Origin of the sequence: Saccharothrix algeriensis (genome assembly GCF_016907655.1) — a bacterium.
In the GTDB taxonomy this organism is placed as follows: domain Bacteria; phylum Actinomycetota; class Actinomycetes; order Mycobacteriales; family Pseudonocardiaceae; genus Actinosynnema; species Actinosynnema algeriense.
Genome location: NZ_JAFBCL010000001.1, coordinates 6,756,827 through 6,776,809 on the forward strand (window position 1 = coordinate 6,756,827; position 19,983 = coordinate 6,776,809).

At 74.6% G+C, this 19,983-nt stretch carries 15 protein-coding genes; 11 read left to right on the plus strand and 4 right to left on the minus strand.

Going from position 1 to position 19,983, the window contains the following annotated elements:
* The first annotated feature begins 140 nt into the window (after positions 1–140).
* The gene (locus JOE68_RS30115) at positions 141–500 is read left to right on the plus strand and encodes a nuclear transport factor 2 family protein (RefSeq protein ID WP_307819989.1); all 360 of its coding nucleotides are present in this window, start codon (positions 141–143) and stop codon (positions 498–500) included.
* 152 nt (positions 501–652) lie between these two features.
* Here JOE68_RS30115 and JOE68_RS30120 read toward each other — a convergent pair whose 3' ends face one another.
* A complete protein-coding gene (locus JOE68_RS30120; protein WP_204845746.1) occupies positions 653–1,627 on the minus strand; it encodes a LacI family DNA-binding transcriptional regulator in 975 nt (324 codons plus the stop codon).
* A 112-nt stretch (positions 1,628–1,739) separates the two neighbouring features.
* Here JOE68_RS30120 and JOE68_RS30125 point away from each other — a divergent pair, with 112 nt between their 5' ends.
* The 4 genes from JOE68_RS30125 to JOE68_RS30140 all read left to right on the plus strand — a co-directional run bounded on the left by JOE68_RS30125 (position 1,740) and on the right by JOE68_RS30140 (position 9,976).
* Entirely contained in the window at positions 1,740–2,651 is a 912-nt protein-coding gene (locus JOE68_RS30125; RefSeq protein ID WP_204845747.1) for an alpha/beta hydrolase, read from the plus strand.
* Positions 2,652–2,711: 60 nt separating this feature from the next.
* Positions 2,712–4,199 carry a carboxylesterase/lipase family protein gene (locus tag JOE68_RS30130; protein WP_204845748.1) on the plus strand — a complete coding sequence of 496 codons (1,488 nt, stop codon included), beginning with the start codon at positions 2,712–2,714 and terminating at the stop codon, positions 4,197–4,199.
* A 368-nt stretch (positions 4,200–4,567) separates the two neighbouring features.
* Complete coding sequence (locus tag JOE68_RS30135) at positions 4,568–9,016, plus strand: serine/threonine-protein kinase (RefSeq protein ID WP_204845749.1); 4,449 nt, start codon at positions 4,568–4,570, stop codon at positions 9,014–9,016.
* A 129-nt stretch (positions 9,017–9,145) separates the two neighbouring features.
* Positions 9,146–9,976 carry a hypothetical protein gene (locus JOE68_RS30140; protein WP_239562400.1) on the plus strand — a complete coding sequence of 277 codons (831 nt, stop codon included), beginning with the start codon at positions 9,146–9,148 and terminating at the stop codon, positions 9,974–9,976.
* Positions 9,977–10,230: 254 nt separating this feature from the next.
* Here the strand turns inward: JOE68_RS30140 and JOE68_RS30145 are convergent, their stop codons facing one another.
* Entirely contained in the window at positions 10,231–11,934 is a 1,704-nt protein-coding gene (locus tag JOE68_RS30145; RefSeq protein WP_204845750.1) for a trypsin-like peptidase domain-containing protein, read from the minus strand.
* Positions 11,934–12,569: a hypothetical protein gene (locus tag JOE68_RS30150; protein ID WP_204845751.1), complete on the minus strand. Its 636-nt coding sequence runs from the start codon at positions 12,567–12,569 to the stop codon at positions 11,934–11,936. The genes JOE68_RS30145 and JOE68_RS30150 overlap by 1 nt, the downstream gene beginning before the upstream one ends.
* 846 nt (positions 12,570–13,415) lie before the next feature.
* On the opposite strand from JOE68_RS30150, the gene JOE68_RS30155 reads away from it, so the two are divergent.
* The 5 genes from JOE68_RS30155 to JOE68_RS30175 all read left to right on the plus strand — a co-directional run bounded on the left by JOE68_RS30155 (position 13,416) and on the right by JOE68_RS30175 (position 17,865).
* Positions 13,416–14,618 (plus strand): helix-turn-helix domain-containing protein, encoded by a 1,203-nt coding sequence (locus JOE68_RS30155; RefSeq protein ID WP_307820055.1) that lies wholly within the window; start codon positions 13,416–13,418, stop codon positions 14,616–14,618.
* Positions 14,619–14,914: 296 nt separating this feature from the next.
* Complete coding sequence (locus JOE68_RS30160) at positions 14,915–15,313, plus strand: HC3 family zinc finger protein (RefSeq protein WP_204845752.1); 399 nt, start codon at positions 14,915–14,917, stop codon at positions 15,311–15,313.
* Position 15,314: 1 nt separating this feature from the next.
* Entirely contained in the window at positions 15,315–15,617 is a 303-nt protein-coding gene (locus tag JOE68_RS30165) for a helix-turn-helix domain-containing protein (protein WP_307819990.1), read from the plus strand.
* A gap of 434 nt (positions 15,618–16,051) precedes the next feature.
* Positions 16,052–16,402: a hypothetical protein gene (locus JOE68_RS30170; protein ID WP_204845753.1), complete on the plus strand. Its 351-nt coding sequence runs from the start codon at positions 16,052–16,054 to the stop codon at positions 16,400–16,402.
* A 449-nt stretch (positions 16,403–16,851) separates the two neighbouring features.
* Positions 16,852–17,865: an SGNH/GDSL hydrolase family protein gene (locus JOE68_RS30175; protein WP_239565055.1), complete on the plus strand. Its 1,014-nt coding sequence runs from the start codon at positions 16,852–16,854 to the stop codon at positions 17,863–17,865.
* Between the two features lie 107 nt (positions 17,866–17,972).
* Here JOE68_RS30175 and JOE68_RS30180 read toward each other — a convergent pair whose 3' ends face one another.
* Positions 17,973–18,884, minus strand: a complete 912-nt coding sequence (locus tag JOE68_RS30180; RefSeq protein ID WP_204845755.1) for a LysR family transcriptional regulator — start codon at positions 18,882–18,884, stop codon at positions 17,973–17,975.
* 47 nt (positions 18,885–18,931) lie between these two features.
* Here JOE68_RS30180 and JOE68_RS30185 point away from each other — a divergent pair, with 47 nt between their 5' ends.
* Positions 18,932–19,978, plus strand: a complete 1,047-nt coding sequence (locus tag JOE68_RS30185; RefSeq protein WP_204845756.1) for a DMT family transporter — start codon at positions 18,932–18,934, stop codon at positions 19,976–19,978.
* The last annotated feature ends 5 nt before the right edge of the window (positions 19,979–19,983 follow it).

Sequence of the window (19,983 nt, forward strand, 5' to 3'; positions counted from 1 at the left end):
GCCGTCGTCATCCTATTGAGCAGGTCACGCGCGGTCCACCGCGCGGCGGGGGCGCGGGCCGACGTCACACCAGGCGCGTCGCGGGGGCGGCGGCGTAATGCGGGTGCGCCGGGCGGTGCGCTGCTGACAGACTCCCGGTCGTGCTCCGAGCTGATGCCGGCGCCGTGGTGCGCGGGCACTTCGACGCCTTCAACGCCCGCGACCTCGACGCCCTGCTGGCGGGCTTCACCGACGACGCCGTGTGGATCACCGGCACCGACCTGGCGCGCGGGCGCGCGGAGCTGACCGCGCTGTTCGAGGGCGCCCTGCGGGAGCTGTCGCCCACGCTGGTGGTGCAGGACCTGCTGGCGGTGGGCGACCGGGTGGCCTGCCGCCTGGTCGAGACGCTGACCGCGGGCGAGGAGGAGCGGACCTTCTTCATCGCGGGCTTCTACCGGGTGCGCGACGGGCGCATCGCGTGGGCGAAGGTCTACCGCGAGGGCAGCGCCGAGGTCTCCTGACCGCCCACCGGGGACGGCCACCGGGGAGGTCCACCTCGGACGTCCGGCGCGGACGGTGGTCGGCCGGTTCGGGTCGGATCGGGCGGTGGTCGGATCGGGCGGTGGTCGGATCGGGCGGTTCGGATCGGGTGGGTCGGCTCGGCCCGGGGTGGTCAGGCCGACTCCCGGACGACCAGCTCGGCGAACAGCAGCTCGGTCGGCCCGACGGCGCGGCCGGCCAGCGCGTCCACCGTCACGCCGGTCAGCACGCGGGCGGTGCGGGGGCCGTCGAACCGCACCGTCGTCAGCGGCGGGTCGGTGAACGCCGACGGCGGGTTGTCGTCCACGCCGACGACCGCCAGGTGCCCGGGCGCCCGGCGCCCCAGCCCGCGCAGGCCCGCCAGCAGCGCCATGGCGACGTCGTCGTTGAACGCGCACACCGCCGTCACGCCGGCGTCGAGGAAGGCCCGCACCGCCGCCCCCGGCGCGGCCGGCTCGACCACGAGCGCCACCGGGGCGTCGCGGCCGTGCCCGGCGCAGGTCCGCCGCACGCCCTCCGCCCGCCCGCGGGCCAGCTCGGCCCCGGTCGGCCCGGGCGGCAGCGCGTACCCCAGCCGGGTGTGGCCGCGCCCGAGCAGGTGCTCCGCCTGGATCCCGCCGACGCGGTCCTGCGAGAAGTGCAGCGGCCCCTCGCCGAACAGGTGCACGTCCAGCTCCACGGCGTTGGGGGAGAACGGGACCGGCGGTCGGGCGGACCGGAACCGGATGACCGCCGCCGCGTCCAGCGCCCGGCGCAGGTGCGCGATCGAGGTCCCGCCGTCGTCGAGGCGGTGGGTGAGCAGGACCAGGCCCGCCGCGGCCAGCCCGACCGACAGCTCGCGGGCCAGCTCGGCGCGGGCCAGGCTCAGCGGCCAGTCCGGCTCCAGCATCAGCACGACGTCGCTGCGGCCCCGGCGCAGGTCCCGGGCCGCCGCCGACGGCGCGTAGCCCAGCCGCTCGGCCGCCTGCCGCACGCGCTCGCGGGTCGCCTCGGTCAGCGACTTGTTCGGCGTGCCGTTGAGCACGAAGCTCACCGTCGCGCGCGACACCCCGGCCGCGCGCGCGACGTCGGCGCTGGTCACCTGCCGCCGACCGGTCTGCTCCGCCATCCCGCCCCTTGTGCCGCACCGGAACCCGGCGCTAGCGTACCGGTCTGGTTACACGTGTAACCTGCGGCCGGGGAGCACCGGCCGCCGACCGACCCGCCGGAGTGGACGCCCGATGACCGACGTGATCCCGCAGCCGCCCACCCACTTCGGGCCGCCGCCCGCCGAGCGCACCCCCGAGGGCCGCCTGCTCTACCGGGACGTCGTGTACGCGGCGGTGCCGGGCTTCCGGCACCTGCTGCTCGACCTCACCGTGCCGCCGGCGGAGCAGCCCGTGCCGCTGGTGGTCTGGCTGCACGGCGGCGCCTGGCGGCACGGTTCGCACAAGCCCGTCGGGGCGCTGCCGTGGCTCGGGCGGCTGACCGAGCGGGTGCTCGCCTCGGGGCTGGCCCTGGCCGCCGTGCAGTACCGGCTCAGCGGCGAGACGCCGTTCCCCGGCCAGCTGCACGACGTGAAGGCGGCGATCCGCTGGCTGCGCGCGTTCGGCGGGCGGCTCGGGGTCGACCCCGACCGGATCGGCGTGTGGGGCGAGTCCGCCGGCGGGCACCTCGCGGCGCTGGCCGCGCTGACCGGCGACAACCCCGCCGACGCCGCCACGGAGGGCGCGCAGGGCGTCGTCGGGGTCGACAGCCGGGTGCGGGCCGGCGTCGACTTCTACGGGCCGGCCGACCTGCTGCGGCTGGGCGAGCAGTCCGGCGACACCGCGCCGATCGACCACGACGCGGCCGACTCGCCGGAGTCGCTGCTGGTCGGCGGGCCGGTGCAGGACGACCGGGCCGCCGCCGCGTTCGCCGGGCCGATCACCCACGTGCACGCGCAGGCGCCCCCGCTGCTGATCGTCCACGGCGAGCGCGACCGGCTGGTGCCCTGCGCGCAGAGCCGCGACCTGGCCGCCGCGCTGGTGGACGTGGGCGCGCCCGTGGAGTTCGTGCCGGTGCCCGGGGCGGACCACGTGCTCGCCGGCGTCGACCCGGACCCGGTGGTCGACCTCGCGGTGGACTTCCTGGCCCGCGCCCTGCGGGCCTGAGACGACCGGACTTGCTGGGCCGATCCCATCCGCCGCCCTGACCGGAACGGGAGTGGTGACGTGGCAGGACTGGACCGACGTCGGCTGCTGGGCGCGGTGGGCGCCGCGGCCGGCGGCCTGGTGCTGGGCCGACCGGCGACCGGCGCGGCCTCGACCGACGTGCTGGTGCGCACGCGGGAAGGGGTGCTGCGGGGGCGGCCGGGGGTGTGGAAGGGGATCCGCTACGCGCAGCCGCCGGGGCGCTTCGCCGCGCCGCGCCCGGTGCTGCCGTGGCGGGGCGTGCGCGACGCGCTGGAGTTCGGCCCGTCGGCGATGCAGCCGGCGATGCCCGTGCCGGGCGGCCCGCCGCCGGTGGGCGAGCAGAGCGAGGACTGCCTGTTCCTCAACGTGTGGTCGCCCTCGACCGCCGGCCGCCGGCCCGTGGTGGTCTGGCTGCACGGCGGCGCGTTCGTGTTCGGGACGTCGAGCGCGTTCGACGGCGGCGTGCTCGCCGGGCGCGGCGGACTGGTGGTGGTGACGATCAACTACCGGCTGGGCGCGTTCGGCGGCCTGGTCGGCGCGGGCGGTCCGGGCTCGGGCAACCTGCGGCTGCTGGACCAGGTGGCGGCGCTGCGCTGGGTGCGGCGCAACATCGCGGCCTTCGGCGGCGACCCGGCGAACGTGACCGTCATGGGCGAGTCGGCGGGCGCGATGTCGATCGGCGCGCTGCTCGGCGCGCCCGCCGCCGCGGGCCTGTTCCGGCGGGCGATCGTGCAGAGCGGCGGGCCGCGCCCGGTCGTGTCGCGGGCGGCGGCGGCCCGGACCACCGACGCGGTGCTGCGCTTCCTGGGCGTCACCGACCCGGCCCGGCTGTCCTCGGCGCCGGCGGCGGACCTGGTCGCGGCGACCGACGCCGTGCAGCGCGACACCGCCCTGGCCGAGCCGTTCGGGCACGTGCTCGACGGGGTGGTGCTGCCGGCGCACCCGCTGGACCGCGTCGGCGGCTCGGTGGACCTGCTGATCGGCACGTGCGCGAAGGAGGCCGACCCGCTGCTGCCGGCGCTGGGCGCCCGGTTCGAGGCGTCGGCCCGCGCCGCGCTCGGCGACCGGGAGTGGGACCGGCTGCTGCGCGTCTACGCCGAGACCGCCGTGCCCGGCCACGACGCGCGGGCCGACCTGCTCAGCGGGTGGTTCGCGGTGCTGCCGTCGGTGTGGCTGGCGGAGGCGGCGCACCGGGCCGGGGCCTCGGCGTGGCAGTACACCTTCGACTACGCCGGCGCGTCCCGGTTCGGCGCGGGGCACGGCTCGGACGTCCCGTTCACCTTCGGCCGGGTCGACCCGGCGTTCCTCGCGCCGGGGGCGGACCCGGTGGCGGCCCAGCGGCTCGCGGACACCGTGGTGGACGCGCTCGCCGCCTTCGCCCGGACCGGCGACCCCGGCTGGCCCCGGTTCGCGCCGGACCGCCGCGCGTCGCTGTCGTTCGACGTGCCGCCGCGCCGCACCGACGACCGGCTGCCCGCCGCCCGCCGGGAAGCCTGGTCGGGCATCGACCCGCGCACCGTCTGCTGAACCGCCCGCGCCGCCCGGTCCCGCGCGGGACCGGGCGGCGCGGGGTACCCGCGACGACCGGGAACCGAGCGGCGCCGCGCTCCGACCGGCAGGGCTGGGGGCCGCGCGCCGGTACGGGACGAGCACCCGCGACGGCCCGGTCGGCGGACCGCGCAACGCGCGAGCGGCCGGGTCGCCGGCGGTCGATCGGCCGGTGGGCGCGGGCCGCTCCCGCGCGGCGAACCGCCCGCCGCCGGCTCCTGCCCGGCGTTCCGGTGTTTCCGGCGTTTCCGGCCGCGATCCCCACAGCCGTACCGGCGCGGGCGGAACCCGCGGGCCCGGTTGTGCTGTCTCAGTAGGGTGGTGCGATCGCGGAACAGGGGGCGTCGATGGCCGATCAGCGGGCCGAGTTACCGGATTTCGGGCCTTACCGCATCCTCGGGGTGCTGGGCCAGGGCGGCATGGGCGTGGTCTACCGCGCGCACGACACGGTGCACGACCGGGTGGTGGCGCTGAAGAAGCTGCCCGCCTCGGTCGCCGACCCCGAGTTCCGGGCCCGCTTCCAGCGCGAGTCGCGGCTGGCCGCCGCGCTGAGCCACCCGAACATCGTCCCGGTGCACGCCTCCGGCGAGATCGACGGCCAGCTGTTCCTGGACATGGTGCTGGTCGACGGGGTCGACCTGCGCCGGCTGCTCGGCCAGGGCGCGGTCGACCAGGACCGGGCGATCGCGGTGCTGCGCCAGGTGGCGCGGGCGCTGGACGCCGCGCACGCGGCCGGGCTCGTGCACCGCGACGTCAAGCCGTCGAACATCCTGGTCGACGGCGCGGGCAAGGCTTACCTGGCCGACTTCGGCATCGCGCGGGAGACCTCGTCGGACGCGACCGCGCTGACCCGGTCCGGCGACCTGATCGGGTCGTGGGACTACATGGCGCCCGAACGGCTCTCCCACGGCGAGGTCGACGGGCGCGCCGACCAGTACTCGCTGGCCTGCGTGCTGTTCGAGTGCCTGACCGGGCGGCTGCCGTACCCGGCCGACGACATGGCGGCCAAGGTCGCCGCGCACCTGCTGCACCCGCCGCCCGCGCCGTCGGTGTTCGTGCCGACGATCACGCCCGCGCTGGACGCCGTCGTGCTGCGCGGCCTGGCCAAGGAGCCCGGCCGCCGGTTCGACAGCGCCACCGCGCTGGTCACCGCCGCCGAGGCCGCCGCCTACTCCGGCGAGACGGGGCGGTCGGCCGACCCGACGCAGCCCGGCCCGTCGAAGGAGCGCGACCAGGGCAGGCTGGTGCGGGCGATCGTCCGGGCGTCCGGCGCGCGACGGCCGGCGCCCCGCCCCGCGGCCTCGCCCGCGGTCTGCCCGTACCCCGGCCTGAGCGGTTTCGAGCGGGCCGACGCCGCGCTGTTCCACGGCCGCGACCACGTGGTGACCGACCTGCTGGTGCGGCTGGCCGAGCAGCTCGACGGCGGTGAGCCGGTGGTGCTCGTCGGCGCGTCCGGCTCGGGCAAGTCGTCGGTGCTGCGCGCGGGCCTGCTGCCCGCGCTGGCGGCCGAAGCCCCCGAGCGGGAGTGGCCGCAGGTCGTGCTGACCCCGGGCCCGGACCCGGTGGGCGGCCTGGCCGCGGCGATGGCCGCCCGCTCCGCGGTGGGCGCGGCCGAGTGGGCGCGGGTGGTCCGCGAGACGCCCGGCCGGTTCGGCGAGCTGTGCGCGCGGTCGGTGGGCGAGGCGACGACCCGGCCGGTGATCCTGGTCGACCAGTTCGAGGAGCTGTTCACCCACGGCGCGCCGGAGGCCGACCGGTTGGCCTACGCCACCGCGCTGGCCTCGGCGAGCCCGGCCGCGGTGGTGCTGGCGGTCCGCGCCGACCTGGTCGACCGGTGCATCGAGCTGGCGCCGCTGCGGCCCGCGCTGACCGCGCCGGTGCTGCTCGGCCCGATGGACGCCACCGAGCTGCGCCGGGCCATCGTCACCCCGGCCCGGGACGCGGGCCTGGAGGTCGAGCCGGGCCTGCCGGAGCGGCTCATCGCCGACCTGGGCGTGCGCGGCGAGATCGGCTACGACCCCGGCGCGCTGCCCCGGCTCGCGCACGCCCTGCGGGAGACCTGGAACCACCGCGAGGGCAACGTGCTCACGCTCGCCGCGTACCGGCGGGTCGGCGGGATCGACGGCGCGGTGGCGCGCACCGCCGACGAGATCCACGACCGGCTGGACCCGGTGGGCCGGCAGCTGCTGCGGACCACGCTGCTGCGCATGGTGGCGGTGTTCGACGACGGCACGGCGGTGCGCCGCCGGGTCGACCCGCGCGAGCTGCCCGCGCCCGCCGTCGTCGACCACCTGATCACCGCCCGGCTGGTCACCGTGGACGGCACCGGCGCGCGGCTGAGCCACGAGGCGCTGCTGACCGCGTGGCCGCGGCTGCGCGGCTGGATCGACGAGGACCGGGCCGGGCTGGTGCAGCACCGCCGGTTCACCGACGCGGTGCGGACCTGGGCGGAGTCCGGGCAGCACGCCGACGACCTGTACCGGGGCGTGCGGCTGGCGGCGCTGACATCCTGGCTGGACACCGCCCGCGACCGGGTCCGGCTGCACCCGGTCGAGCAGGAGTTCCTGTTCCGCTCCACCGCGGCGGAGCAGGCCGGGCAGGTCGCCGCGCGCAGGCGGACGCGGCGGCTGCGGGTGCTGGTGGCCGCGCTGAGCGCGCTGCTGCTGGTGGCCTCCGGCGCGGTCGTCCTGGCGACCTGGAACCAGCGGGTCGCCAAGGACGAGCGGGACCGGGCCGCCGCGGCGCGGCAGCTCGGGCTGTCCCGGCAGCTGGCCGCCGAGGCGGCGCTGGCCCGCGGCATCGACCCGCGCCGCAGCGCGCTGACCGCGCTGGGCTCGTGGCAGGCGGGGGAGACCGTCGAGTCGCGCAGCGCGCTGCTGTCGGCGGCCTCCGACAGCTACCGGGGCCGCATGACCGGCCACCGGGGCCCGGTCTCGTCGGTCGCGGTCAGCGGCGACGGCGGGGTCGCGGCGACCGGCGGGCGCGACGGCACCCTGCGGCTGTGGGACGTGCCGGCCCGGCGCGAGCTGGCCGTGCTGGACGACAGCGGCGGCTGGTACCGGACGGTGTCGATGAGCGCCGACGGCAGGCTGCTGGCCGCGGCCAACCCCGAGCAGAAGGCCGTGACGGTGTGGGACGTGGCCGGGCGCAAGCTGCTCAAGCGGCTGCCCGGCGTCGGCATCGACACCGCGATCGCCCGCGACGGCAAGACCCTGGTCGCGCACATGGACAAGGGCGTGGTCGTCTGGGACACCAGGACGTGGGCCGAGCTGTCGGTGTTCCAGGTGTCGCCGTCGATCATGATGTCCTACCACGCGGAGAGCGGGCTGCTCGCCACCACCGCCGCCGAGAAGGTGGAGGTGCGCCGGGTCGGCGACGGCGCGCTGGTGGCCACCCTGGCCGGGCACACCGCGAACGTCTCGGCGATGGCGTTCAGCCCGGACGGCTCGACGGTGGCCAGCGCGGGGATGGACAACACCGTCCGGCTGTGGGACACCCGGCAGTGGACCGAGCAGCGGGTGCTGGCCAGCTCCGAGGGCGGGTTCAGCTCGGTGGTCTTCAGCTCCGACGGGCAGGCGGTCGTCGGCAGCGGCATCGGCACCAGCGTGTTCGCCTGGGACCCGGCCAACGGGATGCTGCTGGCGCGGCTGGCGACCCGCTCGGTGACGACCTTCGGCGTGGCGCTGACCGCCGACGGCCGCACGCTGCTCGGCTCGGACTCCGCCGGCGAGGTGACCGTGTGGTCGCTGCTGCGCTCGGCGCTGGGCGACCGGTCGGCCGCCGTCATCGCCGCGGCGTTCCAGCCCGGCGGCGACCTGGTGGTCTCGGTGGACGGGGCCGGCGTGGTGCACCTGTGGGACGGAGCGAGGAGCAGCCTCGTCAAGCGGGTCAAGGGCCACCGGGACGCGATCTACGACGTGGCGTTCAGCCCGGACGGCGCGGAGTTCGCCACCGTCGGCGAGGACGGCGCCGCGGTGGTGTGGAAGGCCGACGGCACCGAGGCGCGGCGGTTCACCCGCGACCGCACCGTGCTCACGTCCGTGCGGTACAGCCCGGACGGCGAGCTGATCGCCGTCTCCGGCCGCCCGCCGGTCGGCTCCGAGGAGGACCGCGACGAGCTGCTGCTGCTCAAGGCGTCCGACCTGACCGAGTCGCCGGTGCGCCGCCCGACCAGGAACGAGCCGCGCAACCAGCCGGCGACCGACAACGCGGCGAACTACCCCAACGGGATCGCGTTCAGCCCGGACGGCCGGACGCTGGCGGTCACGCTGTCGGCGGGCAAGGTCGGGCTGTGGAACCTGGTCGACCCCGGCGCGGAGTGGACCGTCCTGGCCGGCCACGACGGCATCGCGATCGACGCCGAGTTCAGCCCCGACGGCACGACGCTGGCCACCGTCGGCTCCGACCGCCTGGTGCGGCTGTGGCGGGCGCGCGACGGTCAGCCCGCCGGCGAGCTGACCGGCAGCGACTCGACCGTGCGGCGGGTGGCGTTCAGCCCGGACGGGCGGACCATCGCGGCGGTCGGGCAGGACACGGTGGTGCGGCTGTGGGACGCGGCCGACAAGCGCCTGCTGGCGCGGCTGGACCGGCACGAGGACCAGCTCAACGACGTGGCGTTCCACCCCTCGGGCTCGCGGATCGCGAGCGCGAGCGCGGACGGCACGGTGCGGCTGTGGGACCTCGACCCGCGGCGCGGCGGCGCGGTGCTGTGCGGGCTGCTGGACCGGGACCGGCTGCCCGACGAGTGGTCGGCGCTCGGCCCGGACCGCGGGTCGCCGCCGACCTGCCCGGGCTGAGGCGCCCGCGGGTCGGCGCCGCCGGCCTGGAGTGCTCGTGGGACAGGGGATCCGACCGGTGTGCCGGCCGGTCCGCGGTGGTGGGGAACGGGCCGGTGGTCGCCGGCCCGCCGAGGTGGGGAGGGTGCGATGCCGCGGGTCGTCGTGCGCGGGTCCGGGATGGCCTCCGTGGTGCTGCGGGCGGGGGAGTCGCTGCTGTTCGGCCGTGCCCCGCACGCGGCGGCGCGACCGGGGCCGGGACGGGTCGCGCTGACCCTGCCCGACTGCGCGCCGCACGTCTCCCGGCTGGTCGGCGAGCTGGTGGTCGGCGCGGACACGGTGAGCCTGCACTGGCTCGGCGCGGGGGAGGCGCAGCTGTCGAGCCTGTTCGACGCGCCCGGCGGCGCGCGCCGGGTGATCCTCGCGCGGTCGATGTCGGCGCTGCTGGACGCGGGCGAGAACCAGCTCGTGGTGCTGCTGGGCAGGCAGGCCGCGCACGGCTTCGCCGACCTCGTGGTCAACATCGACGTCGAGGTGGGCCCCGCGGCGCCGCCGGACCTGCCGGAGGGGCAGGACACCGGCACCGGGCCGGGGCTCGTGCGCGGCGGCCGGGACTGGTTCGTGGCGCTGGCGCTGTGCGAGCCGTGGCTCGCGGGCAAGGACGACTACCCGCGCCCGCCGTCGAACCGGGAGATCTACGAGCGGGTCCGGCAGTGGCACGGCTACACCTGGAACCTGCACCGCCCGCAGCGGGTGGACGACGCGATCCGGGCCATCTCGGCGATCGCCTTCGGCGTGGCCGACGACCCGTTCCTCGCGCCCCGCGTCGGGCGGTTGCAGAACATCCGGTTCGCCGTCGCGCGGCGCGCCGCCGAGACGCGCCTGGTCACGTCGGCGGACCTGGCGGAGGTGGAACGCGCCGCCCGAACGCGGAAAGTTCCACCCCCGCAGGGGTCGCCGGGCGACTCGCGCGCTCACTAGCGTCTGCGACCACACCGATCCCCGCGGCGCCCGGCGCTCCCGGTCGGTCGCCGCCTCCCGCTGTCGTGAGAGGACCGCGCATGTCCCAGCCGTTCCCGTCGGACCCGTCCACGCCCGGCGCCGCCGAGCCCCGGGCGAAGAAGCACGTCGGCATCATCGTGCTGCTGGTGCTGCTCACGCTGTCCAACGCCGCCCTGCTCCTGATCGGCGTGGTCGAGATCGCCGACCAGCTGGACCGGTCGCGCAGCAGCCGGTTACCGGCGCTGCTCTTCGGCGCCCTGCTGAGCGCCGTCGCCCTCGCGGGCCTGGTCGGCGCCTGGATGACCCGCAAGTGGGGGCCCCGGCTGTACGCGGCCATGGCCGCGCTCGGTCTCGTCGTCGGGCTGGTGCTGACCGAGGGCTCCTTCTCGCCGCTCAGCCTGGTCGGGGTCGGCCTCGCCGCGCTCCTGTGGGTGCACGCCGAGACCAACTGGTAGCACCGGGACGCGGGCCCGCGTGACGGTTTCCGGCGCCCCGCCCGCCGGTTCCGCCCGCACGGGCGGCGGGACCGCGGCGGGCGGGATCCCGGTGAGCGGCGTGCCCGGCGGGGGCGTGCCGACGGGGAGACCGGCCGGGAGGCCCGCGGGCGCGCCGGTCCGCCCGTCCGCGGGCGGGCCCGCCTGGACGGGTGGATCGAAGGCGGCTGCGGCGGGTGGCGTGCGGAACGGGACCGCGGTGGGCGGTGCCCCGAGCGGGACCGCGGCGGGCGGCGCTCCGGTCGGGGGCGCAGCCCCGCCGGCCGCCGCGAGCCGCTTGCGCCGGGCCAGGGCGACGGCCGTGCCCGCCGTCGCGGTCGCCACCGCGATCCCGCCGCACAGCGCCGCGAGCACGGCGAGCAGCGTCGACGGGCCGCCGGCCTCGCCGCCCCCCTCGACGGCCAGCCGACGGTGCTCGGTGGCGCCCCGGTGGCCCGGCGAACCCGCCAGCACCGCGTCGAAGTGCTCCACCGCGCCGTCGTGGTCGCCCTCGAAGTACCGGTCGAGCCCGGCCCGGTAGTCGCGGTCGTGCTGCCCGATGCCGACCGCGATCCCCTTGTGCGCCAAGACGTCCACCAGCGTCCGGGCCGAGGCGGCGAGGCCGGGCGACCGCGCCTCGCCGGTCGGGCCCCGGCTGATCAGGCCCACGACGCCGCCCCGCAGGTCCACCACCGGCCCGCCGCCCGTGCCGTGCGCGTCGGCGGCATCGAACTCGTGGAAGGCCCGGCCCGCCTGGGTGCGGTGCGCGGTGACCCGACCGTTCCGGGCGACGGGCTCCGTGCCCGGGTCGGCGGTGGCGTTGGGCGGGGCGGGGTGGCCGATGGCCAGGACGGGGGCGCCGACCGGTGCCGGGTCCGACCGGATCTCCAGCGAGGGCAGGCGTTCGCGGGGCACCTTGAGCACCGCCACGTCGCCGTCCTCGGGCGCGACCAGGTCGACCACCGCGGCCGGCGCGACGTCGCGGACCTGCTCGGTGCCGCGCGCCTCCACCCGCTCCACCTGGATGCGCCGGTCGACCGCGCTGTCGGGGACCGGGCCCTCCGCCGAGCCGTGCTGGGCGATCTCCGCGCGCGCCTTCCCGGCGTCGCGCACCCGGCCCGTTTGGGCGAGGTCGGCGACGGCGGCCTCGAACAGCGCGCCGCCACCGCCCAGCGGTCCGGTGTGGACGCAGCGGCTGGCGGTGGCCACGTAGCCGTCCGGGCTGATCACCGCGCCGCTGCACGAGGTCCTGACCTCGTAGCCCGCCGTGCCGCCGAACACCTCGCCGGTCCGCTTGTCGCGCACCCAGCCGTGCCAGGTGACGGAGACGAGCACGACGCCCGGCCGCGCCACGGCGGCGGCCCGTTCTTCGCCGCCGGCTGGCTGCGCGGCGGCCGGCGGCGCCACGGGCATTGCCACGCCCAGCAGCGCCACCGCGCCCAGCACGGCCCCGAGCCGCGCCATCAGCCGTACATCCCCGTCGCGTCGGTGCGGACCCAGTTGGCGCTGTAGCCGCCCGCGTTGCTCTCGGTGGCCCGGTTGCCCCGGCACGTGTAGTCGTCCACCTCGTTCAACGCCGGCTCGACGGTCTGCGGCTGGGTGCTGAGCAGCCCGCGCCGGTCGTAGTACGACCACGTCAGGGTCGTCGCGGTGCGGGCCAGGTAGGTGATCCGCTGGTCCGTCGCGCTCCACGTGAACTCGACCGTGCCGTTGCCCACGACGCGCAGCTCGTTGCCCTCGTGGGTGCTGGTGAGGATCACGTTGTCCTGCCGCTCGGTGCCCGTGCCGTCGGGCCGGAACTCGTACCGCCGGCCGCTGCCGGTGAACCGCATCGGCTCGGCGTCGGTGTAGAACTCGACCATGAGCTGCTCCTCCACCGCGTACCAGGAGCCGATCACGCACGTCGGCGGGCCGGCGTCACGCTCGGACCTCGCGCGCGGCGTCGGCGACGGGCGGTCGCCGGCGGGGACCGGGGCGTCGCGCCCGGGACCGGGGTCGGCCACCGCGAAGGCGGTCAGCGCGGAGGCGCCCGCCACGGCGGCGACGGCGAACAGCGTGACCACCACCGACCTGGCGGGCGGAGGGGGCGAATCGCTCACCGACCCAGGATATTGATCTCCCCGGCCGCTCCGGATCGCAACGGTGCGGAAGTTTCCACGCCGTTATGCCTGGCCGCGCCGCCGGCCGACCCCGGTGGTTCGGGTGGCGCAACCACCTCCCGGACAACCGGGCGCACCACCCACGACTCCGGTATGCGAGGGCCTTGCGCGGCGGCCCTTCAGTTCTCGCCTCAAGCCGTACTCCGCGCGGTGGCGCTTCAGTTCTTGCCTCAGGCCGCGCCTCGCGCGGCGGCGCTGTTCAGCGCAGCCGTGTGCCTCGTGTTCTCCCCGTACGGCCTGGGCGCAGCCCAATCATGCCGAGCTGGGGGTGTCAAGCACGCTTCACCGCTTGACACCCCCAGCTCGGCATGATTGCCTCCGGCAGGCCGTACGGGGAGAACACGACGCACTTCCCTCCTCCTTGGGGGCCTCCCGGCCGCTCTTCATACCAAGATCGCGCACCGATCCAGGAAATACCAGGTGCCGTACCGATCCAGGTAAAAACCAAAAGAGTCCTCGCCGGACAGGCAGGCCGCCAAGGAGAATGAAAAGAAACAGCGGTCGTGTTCCCGCCCGCATGACCTCCAAAGACGACCATGCTTTCTTGGGGGGCCGTGGTGGGCTTCATCGCGGGTGGGTTGCCCTACCTGCTGTTGATCAGTGCGGTGGGCTGATGGCGAACTGGTCCGGGGGCGCCCGCCGTTGAGCAGCGCTACTGGAAGCTGTCACCCTGCGTCGCACTGATCGGGATGTCTTCGACGCGCTAGCCTGGGAGCGGACTCCGCTGGGCAGCGGGCCGGGCCGACTCGGCACGCTGGCGTGAGCACGTCGACGGATGGGGTTGCTGTGGTTGCTGAAGCCGTCGCCAATGACATCGGTACCCGACTTCGGTCTATTCGCCATGCCCGGAGGAAGTCGCTGACCGTGATCGCCGGCCGGGCCGGGATCTCGGCTTCGCACCTGTCGCGGCTGGAGTCCGGCAAGCGGGCGCTCGATCGCAGGTCGCTGGTCATCGCGCTGGCCGACGCGCTGGAGGTCGCGCCCATAGACCTGGTCGGTCCGACGGTCGTCACCCCGGGCGAGGTGGAGGAGGACCGCGCGCTGGCGGCGGTGCGGCTGGCGTTGCTCGAAGTCAGCATGGACGACCCGCGAGGCGCCGTCCTCCCGGCGGACGTGCTGAAGGCACGGGTGGCGGACCTCCTTTCAGCCCAACGCGACTGTGAGTACGGCGTCGTGGGGGAAGCGCTCCCCGCGCTGATCCGGGACCTCCACCGGACGCTCGGGGCCCGACGTGACGAAGCCGCCGTGCTGCGTCTGCTGCCGCTGTTCCACGTGCAGGGCACCCAGGCGTGGCTGATGGACGTCGGAGCTTCGACCGATCTGGGCTGGCACGCGGTGACGTTGGCGCGCAAGGCCGCGGACAAGCTGGAGGACGACCCGCTGGCGCACGCCATCACCGCTTTCGGCACGGCCTTCGGCCTGATGGGCGGCGGCGCGCTGGACTTGGCCGCGAAGGAGCTGCAAGTCCCCGAGGCGCAGGTCGGCACGGCGAGCAGCGAGGCGATGCAGGTCACGGGGATGCTGACGCTCACCTCTTCGCTGGTGTCCGCGGCGCAGAACGCCCACGCGAACCGCTCCGCCGCCCTCGACCAGGCAACGGAGTTGGCGGCGCGCACGGGCGAGGGCAACGCGCTGTGGCTCGGCTTCGGCCCCAGCAACGTCGGGGTCTGGCGCATGTCGGTCGCGCTGGAGGCGGGCGACCACGCCGAAGCCGCCCGCATCGCGGCGACCGTGGACCCGGCCGCGTTGCCCTCTCCGACCAGGAAGTCCGCCTACTGGCGGGAGTACGGCCGCGCGCTGGCCAGACTGCCCCGGCGCCACGACGAAGCGGTGGCGATGCTCCGGCGCGCCGAGCGGATCAGCCCGGTCCGAATCCACCGGCACCCGTTCATGCGCTCGCTCCTGACCGAACTGCTGTCACGGGTGAAGACCGGCGCCGCCCGGCGGGAGCTGACAGGCATGGCCTACCGGGCAGGGCTGCCCGTCTGACCCGATCAGGTGACTTTGCCCGCCAGGCAAAAGATCACCTCGCCGCGTTCCTAGCGTCGCCAGCATGGAAAGTTTGATCACCCGCCGAGCCGGAGCAGCCGTCACCACGGGAAGCGGCATCCGCGCAACGCATCACCCCGGTCGGCTGCCTCGTCACCTCATACCGATGACTCGCCCCGCGCTGGTGTGAGCAGCGTGGGTGCCTCGGTCACCCACTCGCTCACCGGAGTGCCGAACCGTTGGCGCTGGAGACGGGTCAGCGGGCCCCGTTGCCGTGGGTCGGCGTGGTGAGCGTGATGGTGCACGACTACTGGGCGCGTGCTCCATTTCGCTGGTATCCGCACGATGGTGTCCGTCACGCGATTCCTGCCGACCTGCGGCCGGGTGACGACGGAGAAACTTTGTGCGGAGAACCGGTGACGTTACCCAGCGTCCTGCCGCTGCTCGGGATCGAGCCCGAGTGCGCGCAGTGCGACGACTCCTGGCGCAAGGCTGTTGGAATCCGGACTCGACACGAGCTGCTAACTCGTCTCCGAACCGGGAAGGCTTCCCCATCGCAGAGCGGCGATGAACGCAGCGCTGAGACTCGGCGAACCTGCGCCCTGCCCGTACTTTCGTTTCCGCGAATAAAAGCGCTTCTTCTCGTGGTTCGCTCTCTTCGTCAAGTCGAGGGCGAGGAAGTTGAAAGGAGTTGAGTTGCCGGTCAAACCCGATCATTCCAGTTCAAAACGGCCGGAAAGTTACACGATCAGACTGCGCGTCGGAACCTTGGACCGGGCCGCACTGCTTGCCGGATTCAAGTCGGATTATGCGCTTGCAAAAGCCATGGGAGTAAGCCGCTCCACCATTGGCCGGGTCAGGCATGGAGACCTCCAACCGGGTCCTGCGTTCATCGGCGGCGTGCTCGTTGCCTTGGCGCCGATGCAGTTCAACGATCTGTTCGAGGTGGTTCCCTGTGCTCGCAAGGCGAGGGAAGAAAAGCCTTGTCCGGATCGGTGACATGCTCCACCGTGGCCGGAATGTATCCAAGGGGAAAATTTATGCAGAAAGCCGACCCGCTTTCCGCGCTGTCCGACAGGTATCAGCGTGCAGCTCTGGGCTACGTCGAACTGAGGTGGCCAGTCCTCCCTGGCGGAGTACTGCACGAGGGTCGCTTGGTGGATCCGGTCACCGAGGACCCCGTGGCAAACGTGAATCTACACCCGACGAACGAGGCTACAACTGATGTCGACCTCGTGCGTCGATGGTGGAGTGCTCCCAGGCGCCATGTTCCGAACCCGTGCCTACGAGGAAGGCGTAGTGATTCCGTTGCCGCCGACCGCTGTCGGAGACCTTAAGACCTCCTGGATCCACTCGCCGGAGGAAACGGGCAACACGTTGGCCGAGGCGAGCAAGTTGGCCGAACTGCTGAAAACTGTGCAAGGAGATCCTGAATGACCGACGTGGTCAAGTCGGAACCACTCTGGGACGCGGCCGGGTTCAGTGCATTTCTGACCGGGTTGGCGGAGGACGACGCACCACGACTGTTTGCTGTAGCGGTCGAATACGGCGAGCGTCACGACGGTTACATCGCCGCCTACGGCATGGCCTTCCCCGACTCCGCTGACGTGATCAACAGGGAAGGTGACCTCCGACTGCACCTCCAGGCACCCGAGGACGCGCTGAAGTACTTCATGGACCACGACCTCTGCGAAAAAGCGCGGATCGTGTGGCTATCCGGACCCGGTACCCGCATCCGAGCCTCTTCGAGGCCGAGCAAATCAAGGCCGCTAGTGTCTGACTAACTTGGCCGCCCTTGCTCTTTGTCGCTGTGGCCGCCCGGACGCGCGCAAGTTGAGGTCTGGGCGGCCACGGAGCCCTGACCTGCACAAACCGGTTTCCTCTCAATGGTGCCAGAGTCGGAAGTTGACTACACGAAGCCACCGGTCTGCACGGGGCGTGCCAAGGGCCACAAGCAAAAGCAGGGTTCGGGGCGGGCGTCCGGGCGGTGAGCCGGAGGGCTTGTCGGTGGGAGGTCGGGCGAGGGCGACCGACTTGGTTGCGCCGGGGGGGCTTGGGGCGCAGTGCACGGTGGGGCGCGGTGCACGGTCGGGTGGAGTTCGCTTCCGTCGCCAGCGGTCGGGTCCCGGTCATGCCTACGTTCGTCCACGGGTTGCCGGGCAGGCGACCGCCGCTGCCGTCCGGATAGGGCAGCAGCGCTGAACGGGCTGGTGAGGGGGTCGCAGTGGTGACGATGACGAGGCGGGGCCGTGGCCTGCTCGTGACAGTGGTGGCCGTGGTGGTGTGCGCGGGGGCCACCGTGCCCGCCGCCGCACAGGAACCGGCACAGGCGGAGCCGGTGTCGACGGTGTTCTTCGGCGACTCCTACACCGCGAACTTCGGTGTCGCCCCCATCTTCGGGGCCTGGGACCCGCAGGAGTACTACTGCTTCCGGTCCGAGGTGAACTACCCGGCGTTGGCGGCGCGGGAACTCGCCGAACGGGGCACCCCGCTCGACGTGGCCTCCGACCGGTCCTGCGGCGCCGCGCTCATCGAGCACTTCTGGACCGCGCAACCCCTGCCGAAGGGCAAGAGCAAGCCGCCCCAGCAGGAAGCCCTGAGCGACGGGACCGGGCTCGTCGTCGGCAGCCTCGGCGGCAACACCCTCGGCTTCGTCCAGATCCTCCAGCAGTGCTCCCAGACCTTCCGCGACCTGGACGCGGTGCTGCCCGGTGGCCCGGTCGACCCCGCCGACCCCGCCGAGCTGTGCGCCGCCTTCTTCACCGCCGGTGAAGGCAGGCAGTGGCTGGACTCCCGATTCGCGACGGTCGAGGCCGAGCTGGAAGAGCTGTTCGTCAAGATCAGGGACCTCTCCCCGAACGCCGAGGCCGTGCTGGTCGGCTACCCGCGGATCGTGCCCGCCGACATCGTCAAGTGCCAGGTCCCCGCACCCGGGCGGAAGTACAAGCCCCTGGCCGACATCCCGACCGACGCCATGCCCGTGTTCGACAACGCCCAGCAACGCCTCAACGACCTGATGCGCGCCGAGGCCACCGAAGCCGGAGCGGTGTTCGTCGACCTCTACGCGGTCACCGGCGACAACACCGCCTGCGACGGCGACGACCGCGGCATCGGCGGTCTGTTCGAGACCTCCCAGGTCAGCATGTACGGCGTGCCGCTGCCCTGGCTCCTGCACCCCAACACCCGCGGACGCGACATCCAGGCCCACCACGTCGCCACCGCCATCCGGAACGCCCTCGGCGGCTGACCTCAGCCGGGTCCCCGCCGACCACCGCCCCTGCGCCGGACGGCGCTCTGGTGGCGCAACGGCTTCACGACCCCGTCGGCCTGGGCCGCGGACGTCGGTGTGGCGGGTCAGGCGAGGTTGTGGAAGCGGGTTGCCGCCGAGGCCAGGGCGTCCACGCACGCCCTGATCGCGCCTCGGTCGTCGTCCTCGGCGCGGTTGATCGCGTAGATGGTGCGGTTGAGGGCCGGGCGGGTGGTGAGGATCCGCACGCCGTCGGGCACCGAGTCGCGGCCCAGGCGGGGGATCACGGCCGCGCCCACGTTGCCCGCCACCAGGGCCAGCTGGGTGGGGTAGCTGCCCACGGTGCAGGTGATCCGCGTGCCCGTGCCCTGCTGCCGCAGCACGTGGGTGAGCCAGGCGTGGCAGCCGGAGCCTGCGCTCCAGGCGATCCACGGTATGTCGTCGACCTCGGCCAGGTCGACGGCCTTGCGGTGGGCCAGGCGGTGGCTCGCGGGCAGGGCGAGGTCGGCCACGTCGGACAGCAGCGTGGTCCGCGAGGTCGACGGGGGCACGGTGGTGGGGCGGTGCTCCCAGCTCTCCAGGACCGCCACGTCGAGCCTGCCGTCGACCACCTGCGGCATGGTCTCCTCGGCCTCCCCCTCGTGCAGGGTGACCTCCAGGCCGGGGTGCTGGGCGCGCAGCGCCGCGAGGACGGGTGGCAGCAGGGCGTGCACGGTGGTGGGGATGGCTCCCACGCGCAGGGGGCCGGTGATGTCCTCGCGCAGCAGTTCCAGGTCCGAGCGCGCCTTCTCCACCCGGGCGAGGATGCCCGCCGCGTGGCCGGCGAGCAGGTGCCCGGCGGTGGTGAGGCGGACGGTGCGGCCGTGGGGTTCCAGCAGGCGCTGGCCGGCTTCCCGCTCCAGCTTCGCCAGCTGCTGGGACACGCCCGAAGGGGTGATGTGCAGCGCGGTCGCCGCCGCCGCGACCGTCCCGTGGGTGGCCACGGCGTGCAGGGCGCGCATCCGCTCCAGACCGAACACGGTAGGGATGCTACCGGGATCCGCTGACGAACATTCGCTTGTCCTTGATGGTCCGGGCATCGCAGGGTGGGCTGGTGACCACGACCGGAACCCGTCCCGCGACCGCGCCGCCTGCCCGCGCGCGGGTGCACCCGGCGCTGTTGGCGATGGCGGGCAGCCTGTGCATCGCGCTGTCGTCGGTGTTCATCAAGGTGTCCGGCGCCAGCGGCAGCACCAGCGCCTTCTGGCGGTGCCTGTTCTCGTTGCCGGTGCTGGCCGCCCTGGTGTGGTGGGAGCGGCGGCGCGGCACGGCGCGGCGGCGGTTGGTGCTGCCGGTGCTGGCGGGCGTGGGGCTGGGCGTGGACTTCGTGCTGTGGGGCGACGCCATCGCGCTGGTGGGGGCGGGCATCGCGACCGTGCTGCTGTCGGTGCAGGTGGTGATCGTGCCCGCGGTGGCGTACCTGGTGTTCCGGGAGCGGCCGTCGAAGCGGTTCGTCCGCGCGGCGCCGGTGCTGCTGGCCGGGATCGTGCTCGCGGGCGGGCTGGCGGGCACGCCCGCGTTCGGGCCCGACCCGGTCCTGGGCGCGGTGCTCGCGCTGGGCGCGGGTGTGGGGTTCGCCGCCTACCTGGTGCTGATGCGGCGCAGCACGGGGCCCGGCGCCCGCGACCACACGCTGTTCGTGGCCACGCTGTCGGCCGGTGCGGTGGCGGTGGCGATCGGCGTGCCGACGGGCCGGCTGGACCTGTCGCCGGGGTGGCCCGCCCTGGGCTGGCTGCTGGCGCTGGCGCTGATCGGCCAGATCGCGGGCTGGCTGCTGATCTCCACGGCGCTGCCCCGGCTGTCCAGCGCGACGGGCGCGACGATGATGCTGCTGCAACCGGTCGGGGCGATCCTGATGGGCGTCGTGCTGCTGGGCGAGCGGCCGAGCGCGCCGCAGCTGGCCGGGTGCCTGGTGGTGCTGGGCGCGGTGGCCTTCGTCGGCGCCGGGTCGCGCCGGTCGCCTCGCGGCGGGTCGGCGGCAGCGCGTCAGCGGCGCCCGGAGCACCGCTCGTTCGGCGGAACACCTCCGGGCTCGGATCGGGTAGGCAGGGCAGGCCACCGGACCGGCGCGTGAGGGGA